The 15,901-nt window shown below is 65.7% G+C and carries 17 protein-coding genes; 9 read left to right on the top strand and 8 right to left on the bottom strand.

Annotation, left to right across the window (positions count from 1 at the left end; all coding sequences use genetic code 11):
* Positions 1-18 precede the first annotated feature (18 nt).
* The 3 genes from BKG60_RS01450 to BKG60_RS01440 are packed head-to-tail and all read right to left on the bottom strand — an operon-like array spanning position 19 to position 4,024.
* Positions 19-1,956 (bottom strand): acetoacetate--CoA ligase, encoded by a 1,938-nt coding sequence (locus tag BKG60_RS01450; RefSeq protein ID WP_075909056.1) that lies wholly within the window; start codon positions 1,954-1,956, stop codon positions 19-21.
* The gene (locus BKG60_RS01445) at positions 1,953-2,699 is read right to left on the bottom strand and encodes a 3-hydroxybutyrate dehydrogenase (RefSeq protein ID WP_075909042.1); all 747 of its coding nucleotides are present in this window, start codon (positions 2,697-2,699) and stop codon (positions 1,953-1,955) included. The genes BKG60_RS01450 and BKG60_RS01445 overlap by 4 nt, the downstream gene beginning before the upstream one ends.
* On the bottom strand, positions 2,696-4,024 hold the full coding sequence (locus BKG60_RS01440) for an MFS transporter (RefSeq protein ID WP_075909041.1): 1,329 nt from the start codon (positions 4,022-4,024) through the stop codon (positions 2,696-2,698). The genes BKG60_RS01445 and BKG60_RS01440 overlap by 4 nt, the downstream gene beginning before the upstream one ends.
* A gap of 129 nt (positions 4,025-4,153) precedes the next feature.
* Here BKG60_RS01440 and BKG60_RS01435 point away from each other — a divergent pair, with 129 nt between their 5' ends.
* From BKG60_RS01435 to BKG60_RS01420, 4 genes are read left to right on the top strand one after another with little or no spacing between them, the layout of a single operon-like run.
* Positions 4,154-5,071, top strand: coding sequence for a LysR family transcriptional regulator (locus tag BKG60_RS01435; protein ID WP_120764789.1), 918 nt, complete (start codon positions 4,154-4,156; stop codon positions 5,069-5,071).
* Between the two features lie 28 nt (positions 5,072-5,099).
* Positions 5,100-5,348: a type II toxin-antitoxin system VapB family antitoxin gene (locus BKG60_RS01430; RefSeq protein ID WP_070187808.1), complete on the top strand. Its 249-nt coding sequence runs from the start codon at positions 5,100-5,102 to the stop codon at positions 5,346-5,348.
* Positions 5,335-5,763, top strand: coding sequence for a type II toxin-antitoxin system VapC family toxin (locus tag BKG60_RS01425; protein WP_075909039.1), 429 nt, complete (start codon positions 5,335-5,337; stop codon positions 5,761-5,763). The genes BKG60_RS01430 and BKG60_RS01425 overlap by 14 nt, the downstream gene beginning before the upstream one ends.
* Before the next feature lie 15 nt (positions 5,764-5,778).
* A complete protein-coding gene (locus tag BKG60_RS01420) occupies positions 5,779-6,549 on the top strand; it encodes an alpha/beta fold hydrolase (protein ID WP_075909038.1) in 771 nt (256 codons plus the stop codon).
* On the opposite strand, the gene BKG60_RS01415 is transcribed toward BKG60_RS01420, so the two are convergent.
* The gene (locus BKG60_RS01415) at positions 6,546-7,106 is read right to left on the bottom strand and encodes a TetR/AcrR family transcriptional regulator (RefSeq protein WP_070946705.1); all 561 of its coding nucleotides are present in this window, start codon (positions 7,104-7,106) and stop codon (positions 6,546-6,548) included. The genes BKG60_RS01420 and BKG60_RS01415 overlap by 4 nt on opposite strands.
* A gap of 86 nt (positions 7,107-7,192) precedes the next feature.
* Here BKG60_RS01415 and BKG60_RS01410 point away from each other — a divergent pair, with 86 nt between their 5' ends.
* From BKG60_RS01410 to BKG60_RS01395, 4 genes are read left to right on the top strand one after another with little or no spacing between them, the layout of a single operon-like run.
* Positions 7,193-8,023, top strand: coding sequence for a mycofactocin-coupled SDR family oxidoreductase (locus BKG60_RS01410; RefSeq protein WP_075909037.1), 831 nt, complete (start codon positions 7,193-7,195; stop codon positions 8,021-8,023).
* On the top strand, positions 8,023-8,823 hold the full coding sequence (locus tag BKG60_RS01405) for a mycofactocin-coupled SDR family oxidoreductase (RefSeq protein ID WP_207553855.1): 801 nt from the start codon (positions 8,023-8,025) through the stop codon (positions 8,821-8,823). The genes BKG60_RS01410 and BKG60_RS01405 overlap by 1 nt, the downstream gene beginning before the upstream one ends.
* The gene (locus tag BKG60_RS01400) at positions 8,820-9,617 is read left to right on the top strand and encodes a carboxymuconolactone decarboxylase family protein (protein ID WP_075909036.1); all 798 of its coding nucleotides are present in this window, start codon (positions 8,820-8,822) and stop codon (positions 9,615-9,617) included. Before BKG60_RS01405 ends, BKG60_RS01400 begins: the two co-directional genes overlap by 4 nt.
* Positions 9,614-10,999 carry an aldehyde dehydrogenase family protein gene (locus BKG60_RS01395; protein WP_083284358.1) on the top strand — a complete coding sequence of 462 codons (1,386 nt, stop codon included), beginning with the start codon at positions 9,614-9,616 and terminating at the stop codon, positions 10,997-10,999. The genes BKG60_RS01400 and BKG60_RS01395 overlap by 4 nt, the downstream gene beginning before the upstream one ends.
* A gap of 84 nt (positions 11,000-11,083) precedes the next feature.
* Here the strand turns inward: BKG60_RS01395 and BKG60_RS01390 are convergent, their stop codons facing one another.
* Both BKG60_RS01390 and BKG60_RS01385 read right to left on the bottom strand, forming a co-directional pair.
* Positions 11,084-12,364 carry a cytochrome P450 gene (locus BKG60_RS01390; RefSeq protein ID WP_075909035.1) on the bottom strand — a complete coding sequence of 427 codons (1,281 nt, stop codon included), beginning with the start codon at positions 12,362-12,364 and terminating at the stop codon, positions 11,084-11,086.
* A 3-nt stretch (positions 12,365-12,367) separates the two neighbouring features.
* Positions 12,368-12,604, bottom strand: coding sequence for a ferredoxin (locus BKG60_RS01385; RefSeq protein WP_070943937.1), 237 nt, complete (start codon positions 12,602-12,604; stop codon positions 12,368-12,370).
* A gap of 141 nt (positions 12,605-12,745) precedes the next feature.
* Here BKG60_RS01385 and BKG60_RS01380 point away from each other — a divergent pair, with 141 nt between their 5' ends.
* Positions 12,746-13,339, top strand: coding sequence for a TetR/AcrR family transcriptional regulator (locus tag BKG60_RS01380; RefSeq protein WP_075909034.1), 594 nt, complete (start codon positions 12,746-12,748; stop codon positions 13,337-13,339).
* Here the strand turns inward: BKG60_RS01380 and BKG60_RS01375 are convergent.
* Together BKG60_RS01375 and BKG60_RS01370 are read right to left on the bottom strand one after the other, a co-directional pair.
* On the bottom strand, positions 13,332-14,171 hold the full coding sequence (locus tag BKG60_RS01375; RefSeq protein WP_075909033.1) for a mycofactocin-coupled SDR family oxidoreductase: 840 nt from the start codon (positions 14,169-14,171) through the stop codon (positions 13,332-13,334). The genes BKG60_RS01380 and BKG60_RS01375 overlap by 8 nt on opposite strands.
* Before the next feature lie 176 nt (positions 14,172-14,347).
* Positions 14,348-15,868 carry a hypothetical protein gene (locus tag BKG60_RS01370; protein WP_242671532.1) on the bottom strand — a complete coding sequence of 507 codons (1,521 nt, stop codon included), beginning with the start codon at positions 15,866-15,868 and terminating at the stop codon, positions 14,348-14,350.
* Positions 15,869-15,901: the final 33 nt, after the last annotated feature.

Genomic DNA, 15,901 nt, shown 5'->3' with positions numbered 1-15,901 from the left:
TACGCCCTGAGCGCAGAGTCAGCGGCTTGGCCGCTGCGAGGCGTACCAGTCCAGCAGATCCGGGTTGTCTACGGCGCTGCGCTCGACCACTTTGGCCGCGTCAGCCCCCTGGAACAGCTTCTTGATCGGGACTTCGAGCTTCTTGCCCGTGCGGGTGTGGGGTATGCCCGGCGCGACAAGAATGTCGTCGGGCACGTGCCGCGGCGACACTTCGGTGCGGATGGTCTGAATGATCTTGTCCCGCACCGAGTCCGTGAGTTCAACGCCCTCGGCCGGCACCACGAACAACGGCATCCAGTATCCGCCGTCGGGCTGTTCGGCCCCGATCACCAGCGCCTCGGCGACCTCGGGCAATCGCTCCACCGACTGGTAGATGTCGGCACTGCCCATGCGTATTCCGTTGCGGTTCAGTGTGGAGTCCGACCGGCCGTGCACGACGATGCTGTCGTGGTCGGTGATGGTGATCCAGTCACCGTGCCGCCAGACTCCCGGAAACATCTCGAAGTAGGCCGCCCGGTACCGGGATCCGTCAGCGTCGTTCCAAAACGCGATGGGCATCGAGGGCAACGGCTTGGTGATCACCAGCTCGCCGACCTCGCCGCGCACCGGCTTGCCGCTTTCATCCCAGGCGTCGACCGCCGCCCCGAGATAACGGGTGGACAGCTCGCCCGGCCACACCGGCACGGTCGGCGCACCGCCGATGAACGCCGACACCACATCGGTGCCACCACTGAGTGACGACACCTGCACCCGTTCGCCGACGTTGTCGCGCAACCACAGCGCCGATGACGGCGGCAGCGAAGAACCGGTGATACCAACGGTTTTCAGTGCGGACAGGTCGTGTTCTTCACGGGGCACGGCACCGGCCTTGGCGCAGGCCAGCACATAGCCCGGGCTGGTACCCAGCACGGTCGCATGGACGGTCGCCGCGATGTGCCACAGGGCATCGGCCGTCGGATAGGTGGGGCTGCCCTCGTAACAGACGATGGTAGCCCCGACCAGCAGGCCGGCCACCTGGAAGTTCCACATCATCCAGCTGGGGCTGGTGTACCAGAAGAACGTGTCGTCGGGACCGATGTCCGACTGCAGCGACACTGCCTTGAGGTGTTCGAGCAGCACCCCGCCGTGGCCGTGCATGATCCCTTTGGGCAGGCCGGTGGTTCCCGACGAGTACAGCACCCACAGTGGGTGGGCGAAATCGACCAGTGTGGTGGTCAATTCGGCCCTGCCGGCCGTCGCGGACTCCCAGTCCAGCCAGTCCTCCCGGGCGCCCCCCAAACGCGACACCAGCACCGAGGCCTTCAGCGTGGGCAGGCCGTCGCGCACCGCGGCGATGTCGGCGCTCTTGTCGTGGGCCTTGCCGCCGAAGTGGTATCCGTCGGCAGTCACCAACACGGTGGGCTCCAACTGGCCGAGCCGGTCCAGGGCCGCCTTGGCGGTGTAGTCCTGCCCGCAGGCACTCCAGATCGCACCGAGGCTCGCGGTGGCCAGAAACGCGATGATGGCCTCGGCGATGTTGGGCAGGTAGCCGACGACCCGATCGCCCGGCTGCACCCCGAGTGACCGCAATGTGTGCGCGAAAGCACCGGTACGGCGCAGCAATTCAGCCCAGGACAGCTCGGTGATCGCGCCGCCTTCGGCCACGTTGAGGATCGCCGGACGATCGGTCCTGGCCTGACGGGCCACCTGGTCGACGTAGTTCAGCCGGGCACCGGGAAACCACTGCACACCCGGCATCTCATCGCCGACGAGCACCTGCTCCGGCCGCTCACCCAGGTCGAAGTAATCCCAGACTGCGCCCCAGAACGCCGCCGGATCATCGACCGACCACTGCCACAAGCTCCGATAGTCGGCAGCGCTGACCCCGAGGCCCGACTCGACGAACCGGGCGAAGTCGGTAACCCGGGCGGCCTCGATGCCTTCCGGCGTCGGCTCCCACTGAGCAGTTGTCGTCATCGTGCGCTCCACCCACCATCCATCGTGTACGACGCCCCGGTCACCATCCGGGCGCCCGGCGACGCCAGCCAACCTACCAACGCGCCGACCTCTTCCGGTTCCACCAGTTGCTTGACCGCGCTCTCCTTCAGCAGCACCTCAGTCAGTACGTCCTGCTCGGGAATGCCGTGGATACGGGCCTGGTCGGCGATCTGCTTGGTGACCAGTGGCGTCCGTACATAGCCCGGGTTGACGCAGTTGCTGGTCACCCCGTGGGCCCCGCCCTCCAGCGCGGTCACCTTCGACAGACCCTCCAGCGCATGCTTGGCGGTGACGTAGCCAGACTTGAACTCCGAGGCGCGCAGGCCGTGCACCGACGAGATGTTGACGACGCGACCGAACCCCTGGGCGTACATGTGCGGCAGTGCGGCGCGGATCAACAGAAACGGCACCTCGACCATCAACGCCAGCAGCATTCGGAACCGCTCGGGCGGGAACTCCTGAATCGGGTGGATGCTCTGCACCCCGGCGTTGTTGACCAGGATGTCGCAGTCCAACGTCAGCGTCTCCAGCGCCGACACATCGAGAAGGTCGACCGCCCAAGGCTTTCCGCCGATATCTCTGGCGACGGCTTCGGCCCCGGCTCCATCGATGTCGGCCACCGTGACCACGGCCCCGCGGGACGCGAGTTCGCGGGCGCACGCCGCTCCGATCCCGCTCGCCGCCCCGGTGACCAGCGCGGTGCGGCCGGCCAGATCACTCATACCGCGGCTCGTTGCAGGTCGGCGGCATCGATCTCGGCCAGGTCCGCGCCCTTGGTCTCGCGGGTGAACGCCAACGCGATCAACGTCACCAACGCGGCTGCCGCCAGATACAACGCGATCGGCACCGAGGAGGAGTAGGTCTTCAACAACCACACTGCGATGATCGGGGCCAGTGATCCAGCGGCTATCGAGGTGACCTGATAGCCAAGGGAGACACCGGAATAGCGCATCCGGGTCGGGAACATCTCGGACATCAGTGCGGGCTGCGGCGCGTACATCAGGGCATGGATCACCAGCCCCAGCGTGATGGCCGCGATCACCGGAAGGTACTGGCCACTGTCCATCATCGGGTAGGCGAAGAAGCCCCAGCAGGCCGCGCCGACGGCACCCACGAAGTACACCGGGCGACGGCCGTACCGGTCCGACAGCGCCCCGACCGTCGGGATGGCCACCAGGTGCACCGTGTGCGCGATGAGCAGCCACCAGAGGATGTCGCTGGTGTCGGAGTGCACGTGCTCCTTGAGATAGGTGATCGAGAACGTGACCACCAGGTAATACATGATGTTCTCGCCGAACCGCAGACCCATCGCGGTGAACACCCCGCGCGGGTAACGCTTGAGCACCTCGATCGCGCTGAACGAGCTGGCTTTGATCTGTTCGGCCTCCTGTTGGGCCGCAACGAAAATCGGCGCGTCGGTGACCTTGGTGCGGATGTAGTAGCCGATCAACACCACCACCGCCGACAGCCAGAACGCCACGCGCCAACCCCAGGACAGGAACGCGTCAGCGGTGAGCAGCCCGTTGAGCAGCAGCAGCACCACAGTGGCCAGCATGTTGCCCACCGGAACGCCGGCCTGTGGCCAGCTGGCCCAGAAGCCACGCGAGTGGTTCGGGCTGTGCTCGGCCACCAACAGCACCGCGCCACCCCACTCGCCGCCGACGGCGAAGCCCTGCAGGAATCGCAGGAACACCAGCAGCATGGGAGCCAGGTAGCCGATCTGACCGTAGGTCGGCAGGCAGCCCATCAAGAACGTGGCCAGGCCGACGAGGATCAGGCTGAACTGCAGCAACTTCTTGCGGCCGAACTTGTCGCCGTAGTGACCGAACACGATGCCGCCGAGCGGGCGGGCCAGGAAGCCGATGGCGTACGTGCCGAAGGCGGCCATGATGGCGTCCAGATCGTTGCCGCCCTGCGGGAAGAACAACTTGTTGAAGACCAGCGTGGCGGCGGTTCCGTAGAGGAAGAACTCGTACCACTCGACCACCGTGCCTGCCATCGAGGCGGCGACGACGCGGCGCAGACCGGTCGTGTTGGGCGCGTTCATCCGGCTCCTTATGACTTGGACCATCCTTCAAGGGCACTGTGACGCCCCTGACAGCATTCGTGAGTATTCATGCACGCCCAACCGTCCGCAATGGGTAAAACCGCACCGGCAGTCTGCAAAAATGCACAAATGGACGGTGCGCAAACGCCCGGGCGTCCCAGCGCGGACGATCTCCTCGTTCTCCTGGCCGTCGGCCGTTCCGGCCGCTACACCGCCGCGGCCGACGAACTCGGCATCAACCACACCACGATCTCGCGGCGCATCGCCGCACTGGAGCAGGCCCTCGGCGGCCGGGTACTGACCCGGGCCGGCGGGGGATGGGAACTGACCGAGCTCGGCCGCGAAGCACTGGCAGCTGCCGAAGCCGTCGAGTCCGCGGTGTCGACCCTCGGCAGCACCGGCACCCGGCAACTCGAAGGCGTGGTGCGGGTCTCCGCGACGGACGGCTTCAGTGCCTACATCGCCGCACCCGCAGCGGCCCACGTACAGCGTCGTCACCCACGACTGGCGGTCGAGATCGTCACCGCCACCCGGCGCGCGTCCCAACAGCGTTCGAGCCTGGACCTCGAGATCGTCGTAGGCACGCCCCAGGTGAGGCGAGCCGAGGCCATCCGCCTCGGTGACTATTGCCTCGGCCTCTACGGCGCCCGCGACTACCTCGCCGAGCACGGCACCCCGTCCGACATCGGGGATCTGGCGCGCTTTCCGCTGGTCTACTTCATCGACTCGATGCTGCAGGTGGACGACCTCGACATGGCGACCAGTTTCGCGCCGGCCATGCGCGAATCAGTGACCTCCACCAACGTCTTCGTCCATGTCGAGGCCACCCGCGCCGCGGCCGGACTGGGCCTGTTGCCCTGCTTCATGGCCGACCGGCATGAGGACCTGGTCCGGGTACTGCCCGCAGAACTGACCGTTCAACTGAGCTACTGGCTGGTGGCGCGGGCCGAGACGCTACGGCGCCCGGTGGTGGCCGCGGTGGTCGAAGCGATCCACGACAGGATGGCCGACCAGCAGGACGTGCTGTTGGGCACGGACGCATCATGATGCATATGCCTGATGCTATGATGCAATGGTGCGCACCACTGTCAACATCGACGACGCTCTGCTGGCCGAGGCCAAGGTTGTGGCGGCCCGCACGTCGCGTTCCCTCGGCTCTGTGGTCGAGGATGCACTGCGCGAGATGTTGAGTCGCGTCGCCGGCGAGACCGCAGCACCCGAGTTCCGATTGCCGACACACGGAAGCGGCGGCCTGCGCCCGGGCGTCGACCTCGACGACAAGGAAGCACTCGCCGAACTGTTGGGCGACAATGCTTCTCCCTGACGTCAACGTTCTGATCTACGCCATTCGCCAGGACAGCGTCGACCATGAAAAGTACGCCGCATGGTTTTCGGGCGCGCTCAACGCGGACGAGCCCGTCGGCCTCAGCGACCTGGTGCTGTCCGGCGTGATCCGACTGTTGACCAACCACCGGGTCTTCCGGGAGCCCAGTTCGACCTCCCAGGCGCTCGACGCGTGCCGGGCGATCCGATCGGCACCGGCGGCAGTGCCCATTCGTCCCGGGCCCCGCCACTGGGCCATCTTCGACTCGCTGTGCACCGACACCGGAGCAAAAGCCAACGCCGTGCCTGATGCGTACCACGCCGCGCTTGCCATCGAAAACAGCGCGACCTGGATCACCACCGATCGAGCATTCGCGCGATTTCCCGGATTGCGCTGGCGACCACCATTCGACTGACGTTGACTGGCAGGCATGCCATTCAACGACCACGACCGCGGGCGGGCCTACTACCGGCACTGGGCCGCACCCCAGCCCCGCGCCGCCGTCATCTTCCTGCATGGGTTCGGTGAGCACACCGGCGTCTACCACCGCTACGGCTTCGCCCTCAACGCCGCGGGGATCGACCTGTGGGCGGTCGATCAGTTCGGCCACGGCCTGACCCCGGGCACCCGGGGCGACTTCGGCAGTATCGAAGACAGCTCATCACTGGCCGAATCCCTGACCGGCCTAGCCGAGCACGAAACCCCAGGTATTCCGCTGGTTGCACAGGGACATTCATTCGGTTCGGTTGTCACCCTGTTCCGGCTACTTCACGAACCCGACCGGTACCGGGCCGGCATCATCTCGGGCGCCCCGCTGGTCCCGATCCCCGAAATGCTCGACAGGAACACCGAATTGGAGCTGGACCCGAACTGGCTGTCTTCCGACCCGTTCTACCTCGACGCCCTGGAGAACGACCCGTTGGCCTTCGTCGACGCCGACGGGACCGCGCTCACCCGTGAGCTGGACCGGGCCTGGGATCGATTCGGTGCCGAGCTTCCCAAGCTCACGACGCCCACCTTGGCCCTGCACGGCGCGGCCGACGTGATCGCCCCGGCCGGTGCCGTGAAGGCCTACGCCGAACAGATAGAACCGTTGCAGTTCAAGGAGTTTCCGGGTGGGCGTCACGACATCCTCAACGAGTCGGTGCACCGCGAGGTGGCCGCGGACATCGTCGAGTTCATCGACGCTCACCTTGGCTAACGACGCGCCTCGTACCCCGCGCTGAGCCAGTAGATGGTGCGGTCGAGGCTGGGCAGGATCTCGGTGATGGCGATCTCGCCCGCGGTGAACCGGCCGACCAAACCGAAAACCAGGCTCATCAAGATGTTGTCGAGATCGTGCACAAACTCCTCGTCGATCCCGGCCAGGATGGACAGGCCGGCGGGAACCACCGCGTCGAGACCACGCCGCTCCAGGCGGTCACCACCGGGCGCCGCCCTGGCCCGTGAGTAGGCCCTGAGCATGTCGGGGTGCTTCTCCCACGGTTCGAAGATGGTGCGGAACAGTCGCATCAGCGCCTCGTACAGCGTCTCCCCCGGCTCGCGCGTCTGGCCCGCCACTCCGGAGTACCGGTTCTCGGTCATCCAGGTGTCGAGCGCAGCCAGGATCAATGCATCGCGCGTGGAATACCGCTTGTAAATGGTGGCCAGTGAGGTCTGGGCCCGACGCGCCACCTCACGCAACTGCACCGCCTCGTAGCCCTCGGTTTCGAGGAGCTCGACGACGATGTCGAGGATCCGATCACGCTCTTCTGCCACTGTTGAGAACACCCTTGCCGCCGGAGAGTAACCACGTTACCGTACCGCTGTAACACGGTTACAGCCATTCGGCGAAGTGAGGATCAATGGGAAATCTGGACGGAAAAGTCGCCTTCATCACCGGGGTAGCCCGAGGCCAGGGACGAAGTCACGCGGTGGCACTGGCAGGTGACGGCGCGGACATCATCGGCGTGGACATCTGCGCCGACATCCCATCGAACGGCTACCCGATGGCCAGCCGCGAGGAACTCGACGAGACGGTCGCCCTCGTCGAGGCGGCGGGCGGCAAGATGGTGGCCGCGGTCGCCGATGTCCGAGACTTCCACGAACTGAAAGCCGCACTCGACGCGGGCGTCGAACGGTTCAGGCGGCTCGACATCGTGCTCGCCAACGCGGGCATCGCCACGATGGCCTTCCGCGAGCTGACCATCGAAGAAGACCTCGAGATGTGGACCGACGTGCTCGACGTCAACCTCGTCGGCTCCTTCCATACCGCCAAGGCCGCGATCCCCCACCTGATCGAAGGCGGCCGCGGCGGGTCGATCGTCTTCACCTCCTCCACCGCCGGGCTACGCGGGTTCGGTGGACTGCAGGGCGGCGGCCTTGGTTACGCGGCGTCCAAACACGGCATCGTCGGGCTCATGCGTACGCTGGCCAATGCCCTTGCCCCACACAGCATCCGGGTCACCACGGTGCACCCCACCGCGGTCAACACCATGATGGCGGTCAACCCGGCGATGACGGCATTCCTGGAGAACTACCCCGACGGTGGTCCACATCTGCAGAACCCGATGCCGGTGTCGCTGCTGGAACCGCAGGACATCACCGCGGCCATCAGCTATCTGGTCTCCGATGCCGCCAAGTACGTCACCGGGGTCACCCTCCCCGTCGACGCCGGCTTCACGAACAAACTCTGATGGGACGCGTCACCGGCAAGCGCGTGCTGATCACCGGCGCAGCACGCGGAATGGGTCGAAGCCACGCCGTACGCCTGGCCGAGGAAGGCGCCGACGTCATCCTCGTCGACATCTGCGAGTCGCTGCCAGAGGTGGAATACCCGCTGGCCACCCGCGAGGATCTGGACGAAACTGCCCGCCAGGTGCGGGAACTCGGCCGGAAGGCACTGACATACGTGGTCGACGTGCGCGACGGTGCGGCACTGAGCTCCGCGGTGGCCGAGGGCGTGGCAAAGCTCGGCGGCCTGGAGGCTTCGATCGCCAACGCCGGAGTGCTGACCGCGGGCACCTGGGATACCACCACCGCGGAGCAATGGCGCACCGTCGTCGATGTCAACCTGATCGGCACCTGGAACACCTGCGCGGCCGCGCTGCCCCACCTGGTGGGACGCGGCGGCAGCCTGATCAACGTCAGTTCGGTGGCGGGGATCAAGGGCTCACCTCTGCACACGCCGTACACGGCATCCAAACACGGTGTGGTGGGCCTCAGCCGTGCCCTGGCCAATGAGCTTGCCGCGGTGAATGTTCGGGTCAACACGGTGCACCCCACCGGTGTCGCCACGGGGCTCCGGCCCGACACGTTGCACACCTTGATCCACGAGTCTCGTCAAGACCTGGGGCCGATTTTCCAGAACGCACTGCCGATCCAGATGACCGACGCGCGGGACATCAGCAACGCGGTGCTGTTCCTTATCTCCGACGAGGCCCGGCACGTCACCGGGCTGGAATTCAAGATCGACGCGGGGGCGACGGTCCGATGACAGCCTCCGATACCCGGACCGAGCGAGGCAGACGCGAGTTCGCCGAGGTGATGACATTCGAGGCACCTCCGGATGATTCCCCGGCAACCACCAATCTCATCGACTTCGTGTTCGCCGAAGTGTGGCCGCGCACCGCGTTGAGCCGCCGGGATCGACGATTCGTCACGCTGCCGTGCGTCGCGGCGGCCGACGCCGAAGGGCCCTTGCGCGATCACGTCTATGCCGCGCTGAACAGCGGCGACGTATCCATCGTCGAAATGCGGGAAACTGTCCTGCATTTCGCGGTGTACGCCGGCTGGCCCAAGGCCTCGCGGTTCAACATCGTGGTCGACGAGCAGTGGGACCGCATTCACCGCGAACGGGGATTGACACCACCCCCACCGGAACCACTGCTGCCGATGCCCACGCCCAGCGATCCCGAGGAACGGCTGGTCTGCGGCGAGCAGTCCTTCCGGGACATCAACTGCATACCGTTCGCCCCGACCCGCGACAATCCGTACTCCGGGGCCGGCATCCTCAATTTCGTGTTCGGGGAGATGTGGCTGCGGCCCGGACTCGGCATGAAGGAGCGTCGCCTGGTGACGGTGGCCTGCGTGGCGTTCCAGGACGCGCCGCTGCCGATCCTCAGCCACGTCTATGCCGCACTCAAGAGCCGCGACGTCTCATTCGAGGAAATGGACGAGCTGGCACTTCATTTCGCGGCCTACTACGGATGGCCCAAGGCCGCGAACCTCAACCAGGTGATCGGCGAGCAGAAGCAGCGAGTGCTTGACGAGTGGAAAGCCGAGGCATGAAGGTCGAGCACATCTATCCGGCCACCGGCCGGCCGAACGGGACCGTGACGCTGGCCGGTCCGACCGAGATCGACGAAGCAGTCCAAACGGCCGCGAAGGCGCAGCGTGAATGGGTCTCACTGACAGTCGACCGGCGCCGGGACCTGCTGATCGGCCTGGCCGACGTGGTGCACGAGCACCTCGGAGAGCTCGCAAAGCTGAACGTGGACGATTACGCGGTGCCGATCTCTTTCGCGGGCACCGCAATGCTTCTTGAACGGTTCCTCCGGCATTTCGCGGGCTATGCCGACAAGCCACACGGGGTGACCACTCCGGTCAACGGATCCTTTGACATCAACCTCGTCGAGCGTGAGCCGTACGGCGTCGTCGGCGTCATCACTCCGTGGAACGGCGCCCTCGTGGTTACGGGATCATGCGTCGCACCGGCACTGGCCGCCGGCAACGCCGTCGTCCTCAAGCCCTCCGAGCTCGCGCCGTTCGCGGCGCTGCGCTTCGGCGAGCTGTGCCTCGAGGCCGGACTACCCGAGGGGCTGGTCACCGTCGTCCCCGCCGACGCCAAGGGCGGCGATGCGTTGGTGCGTCATCCCGGGATCGGCAAGATCGCCTTCACCGGCGGCGGCGCCACCGCACGCAAGGTATTGCAGGCCGCCGCAACGAATCTCACGCCGGTGGTCACCGAGTTGGGTGGCAAATCGGCCAACCTCATCTTCGCCGACGCCGACCTTGACCTGGCCGCGTCCCTGTCGGCGCATCAGGGCCCGCTCATGCAATCCGGGCAGAGCTGCGCTTGCGCGAGCCGGCTACTGGTCCACGACGCGGTGTACGACGAATTCGTTCAGAAGTTCCTCGACGTGGTCGGCACGGCACGCATCGGCGACCCGATGGATCCGGCGACCACGTTCGGGCCGGTGATCAGCCAGGCCGCGGCCGACCGGATCCTGACCGCGGTCGACACTGCCGTTTCCGGCGGTGCAGGTGAATTGTTGTTGGGCGGCAGGCGGATCGGCGGGCAGCTCGCCGAGGGCTACTACATCGAGCCCACCGTGTTCGGCGGTGTGGACAACGCCTCGGAACTCGCGCAGCTGGAAACCTTCGGGCCGGTGGTCTCGGTGATGAGATTCCGTGACGAGGACGAGGCCGTGCGGATCGCCAACGACACCCCCTTCGGATTGAACGCGTTCGTCCAGACGACGGACCTCAACCGCGCTCATCGGGTGGCCCGGCGACTCGAATCCGGATCCGTGTGGATCAACCAGTTCAGCGACATCTCACCGCAAGGTCCGTACGGCGGTTACAAACAGAGCGGCGCGGGGCGCACCGGCGGCATCGAGGGCCTCAACGAGTTCCAGCAGGTGAAGAACATCCGGATCGCAGTGCGCTGATTTTCCTGCCGCGAGCAATAGCTCCTATGTCAAGCCGCCACTGATTGTGGCGGCTTGACATAGGAGCTATTGTTCGGCCGAGTGTTATCCGGCCGGGGTGAAGGTGATGTTCAGTTCGGTCAGCCCCCGGAGCAGGAACGTCGGCTCATAGGTGTAGTTGCGCCGCCCAGCCGGACCGTGTGCGGATTCATCGATTCCGATGTCCCGCATGCGGTCCAGCAGCCGGCGGACGGTGATCTGCCCTTCTACGCGGGCCAGCGGGGCCCCCGCGCAGGTGTGGATGCCGCGGCCGAACGCGATGTGTTCGCGGACGTTCTTGCGATCCGGACGGAACTCGTGCGGATCGTCGAATTTGCGTGGGTCACGGTTGGCCGCACCCAGGCAGAGCATGACGATGGTCCCGGCTTTCAGACGCACGCCACCGAGGGTGGTGGTCTTGCGGACCAGCCGGAAGTCGACCTTCGTCGGAGAATGCATCCGCAGTGCTTCCTCGATGAAAGTCGGTATACCGTCTGGGTTTTCGCGCGATTTCTGCTGATACTCGGGGTGGTCGCCCAACACCTGCACCGCGGCGGTGAGCAGCTTGGTAACAGTCTCCTGGCCGGCAGCAAACAGGAATGTCGCCGGCTTGACCACCTCCAACAGCTCAGGGGTCGAGCCGTCGGGATAGGTGGCGGTGGCCATACCGGAGAGCACGTCCCCGCGGGGCTCGCGCCGGCGTTCGGCGAGGTAGCCGGCGAACTTGTCGTCCAGGTACTGCAGGGGGTCCAGTCCTACCGGCTCGCCGTCGAGTGCACCGACGCGGTTGCCGTCCGGCCGCTCGGCACCCAGTGCGGCAAGGAATTCCGGGCGGTCCTCCTGCGGAACACCCAGCAGGTCGATGATCGCCGAGGTGGCAAACGGCTTGGCGTACTCGGAGAGGAACTCGCACTTTCCGTTGTCGATGAATCGATCGAGCTGGCGATCGACCAGCTGCCACATGTAGTCCTCGTTCTCCTTGAGCCGCCGCGGCGTGAGCAGCTTGCTCAGCAATGAGCGGGCCCGCTCATGTTGCGGTGGGTCCATCACCACCATGTGCTCGTGGATGGGGAACAAGTGGCGGTGAGCCTCGATCTGCTCCGTGATGTCGTCGCCCTCGGGCTCGAAGGGCAGCGGTGGGAACAGCCCGCCGATCGCGTTGACGGCCGAGAACGAGCCATGGTCTTTGAAGGCCGCCATGACCTCCTGGTAGCCCGTCACCGCCACCACGCCGTGGTGCGGTTCAGCGAACACCGGCCCATTGCTGCGCAGGTATTCGTAGTACTCGTAAGGATCTTGGGCAACAGCCGGGTCGGCGAAGTAGTCGACTGAGGCGAGATCGGTCATGGCTCACTGGCCTTTCGTGCTGGTGTTGAGCAGGCTGATCGCCTGGCGCGGACAGGCGTCGACGGCGGATTTGACGTTGTCCCAGGTACCTTGATCCCACTGCCCGTCCACCGGGGCAGCGCCGGCCACCTCGTCGTCGGACAGGTCGAATACCTCAGGGGCAAGTTGGATGCACAGTGCATGGCCTTCGCACAGGCCGGCGTCCACCTGGACCCGGGCCGCGCTGATGTCTTCGGGCATCTGTTTCCTCAGTTCCAAATTTGATCAGTCGATCAAACCGTTAGGATGGCTCATGCTTACCACCCCCGGCATTCGTCGGTCAAGGTTCCCGGCTGGTGCGAAATACATGTTGCCGGGCAATGACTTTGGGGAGCTGCACTGATGGCGGCGGCACGTGCGGCGAAGGAAAAGGACGCGGGCACCCGCAAGCGTCTGATCGAGGCGACCGCCCAGGTCATCCGCGACGAGGGCTACGCTGCGGCCACCACCCGCCGCATCGCTGCCGTCGCCGGTGTGCGCTCGGCGCTGGTCTACTACTACTTCGACACCCTCGACGACCTCTACATCGCGGTACTGCGCAGTGGCGGCGACGCCGCCCTGGCCCGGCTGCGCGAGGCCATCACCAGCGAGGATCCGCTGCGGGCCCTCTGGCTGATCAACTCCGATTCGCGGGTGACCGGCCTCAACACCGAGTTCATGGCGCTGGCCAATCACCGCAAGGCGATCGGCGTGGAACTCAAGGCCTACTCCGAACGGGTCCGCGACATCGAGGCGACCGCCATGGCCGGAGTGCTGCGCGCCCACGGTGTGGACATGGAGGAGTTCCCGCCCGTGGTGATGTCGATGCTGCTGACCCAGTCCGCCCGCAGCCTGTGCAACGAAGAGGCGGTCGGCGTGACCGACGGCCACGCCGAATTCCGCGCCTTCGTCGAACGGTTCCTGCGCCGCTTCGGCAGCGAGGCGACCGCTACTTGAGCATGCTGCCCGCATCGACCGTGACCGGCAGCCCGGTGATGTAGCGGGCCTCGTCGGAGGCCAGGAACAGCACCGCATTGCTGATGTCGACGGGCTCGACCCAGCCGACCGGAAGCACGTGCATGAGCTGGGCGACCACCGCCATGTCGTCGGGACCCGGGTTCTCCAGATCCGGACGGAACAACTTCATCGTGCCCTCGTTCATGAACATCGGGGTGTTGACGTTCGTCGGGCACACCGAGTTCACCCGGATCGAGTGCTGCCCCAACTCCACCGCGAAACTGCGCATCAGGCCGATCACACCGTGCTTGGCCGCGATGTAGTGGCCGGTATGCGGGTAGGCCTTCAGGCCACCGACCGAGCTGGTCAAGACGATCGAGCCACCCCGGCCGCCGGAAAGAATATGGGGGACCGCGGCTTTCACGGTCTTCCAGACCCCGGAAAGGTTGACGCCGATCATGTCGTCCCAGTCGGACTCCTTGGTCTCGTGCAGGACGTCGCCGCCGTTGCCGATGCCGGCATTGGCCACCACGATGTCGAGCCGTCCGAGCTGCTCGACACCGCTGTCGACGGCCTCCTTGAGCGCGGCGAAGTCACGCACGTCCAGCTCGGCCGTAACGATCCGGCGATCCAGCCCTTTGACCAGGTCCGCCGTCTCGGCCAGATCGTCCGGGGTCGACGCCGGGATCGCACTGGTGTCGGTGATCGGGCCGCAGACGTCGACGGCGATGATGTCGGCACCTTCTTGAGCCAATCGCAGCGCATGGCTGCGCCCCTGCCCGCGTGCCGCCCCGGTGACGAGAGCAACCTTGCCCTCAACTCTGCCTACCATAGCCACCCTCTCGATTAATATTGATCGGTCGATCAAACCGTCACATTTCAAAGGTCAGTTGTCAATGACTTTTTTGATCAGTTGGTCAGCATCGAGGGCCGCCGACAGCAGGGCTGAACATACGAAACTGGGCCCCACCCAGACGGATGGGGCCCAGCTACATACCGCGCTAGTTGTTACGAGTCAGAGCCCGAGCTCTTCTTGGAGTCACTGGAACCCTTCGACTTGTCGGCTCCGCCGGCCTTGGTCTTGGCCGGCTTGGCCTTTGCCGTGGCCGCCTTGGATTCCTTGGCCTCCTTGGCCTGCTTGGCCTTGGCCTCCTTGGCCTGCTTGGCCTCGCTGATCTTGGCCTTGATCCGGTCGGCGACCTTCGTCTTGCCCTTGGTCTCGGCAGCAACCGACTTGGGGGCCGTCGGTGCGGTGGCGGAATCGGCGGCAGCCTCCTCCGTTGCGGCCGGAACAGCATCGGCAACCGGCGTCTCAACCTTCACAGCCTCGACCGCCGGGGTTTCGACCTTCGGAGTCTCGACGGCCGGGGTTTCAGCAGCCGGGGTTTCGACCTTCGGCGACTCGACGGCAGGTGTCTCAGCCTTCGGCGCCTCGACGGCCGGTGCCGCTTCCTTGACCGACTCGACGGCCGATTCGGTCGAGGCGGCCTTGGGAGTAACCGCGGAAACCAGCTGGGCAGAGACGCTCGTCGGCACCGCCGACGGAGCGGCGACCTCCGGGGTGTTGTCGATGGCATCGGCGAGGCTCTTGGGGATGTTGACCAGCAGGTTCTGCAGCAGACCAGCGACGACCCGCGAGCCGCCCTGCTCGCCGGGCTCGGCCCAGGTGAGCAGCGCCGGCCATTCCGTGTAGCCACCGGCGCCCGACTCATCGGGGTCGGCATAGTCGAATCCGTTGAGCGCCGCATTGACGAGGATGCCCGGCGTGTTCACCACGGCGTTGAAGGCACCCTCCATATCTCCGGTGGACACGCTGGTGCTGATCGCCTCGGCAACGCGTGCAAGCTCGAATGCCGGGCCACTGACCATCGCGAAGCCACCCTGGAAGAGAGCACTCACGACGACGCTGGAGGTAAAGGTCGCGGCGACCAGGTTCGTGAAGTTCTGGGCGATCTGCTCTGGGATCCCGACCATGTACTCGGTCCCGTTGCGCGGGATGCCCGAGAGGATGAACCCAGGAGCGATCAACGGACCAAAGGCGCCCTGGAACGCGTACAGCATTGAGGCGTTGAACAACTCGTACGCGCCGGCCACGTCGCCGTTCTGGAGCGCGGCCTGCGCCGCATCCAACTTGATCTTGCCGTTGCGACCGTCGTACCAGTTCTGCAGGGAGGTGGGGATGGCCTCGAACGCCGCACCGAACTTCTCGGCGTAGCCCAGCTGGTTCTCCATCACCTGGCTCAGCAACGGTGCTGGGTTGGCGGCAACGGCTCCGCCCAGAGACTGGAGGTTGTCGAACGTTGCTTCGAACAACGACCCGTAGACATCGACCGGAGACGCGGTCGCGTCCATCGTCGCGGTCAGGTCGTAGGCAAGTGACTTTGCCTGCTGGATGACCGTGTTGTTCTGAGCGACCGGGGTCACCGCGATGGCGCTGGCGCTCATCATGGCGACGCCGGCGAGAAGGAACTTGTCCCTCCGACTGGCCGCCGGAGCGGCACCGGAGGAGGCAAGAGCAGGTTGGGGCACGAAATCTCCTGAAACTGATAGTTGACTGAGGAA

Origin of the sequence: Mycobacterium syngnathidarum, from assembly GCF_001942625.1 — a bacterium.
Lineage (GTDB): Bacteria > Actinomycetota > Actinomycetes > Mycobacteriales > Mycobacteriaceae > Mycobacterium > Mycobacterium syngnathidarum.
Note: the sequence above shows the minus strand (reverse complement) of the source record. Positions and strands in the feature narration are given on the sequence as shown.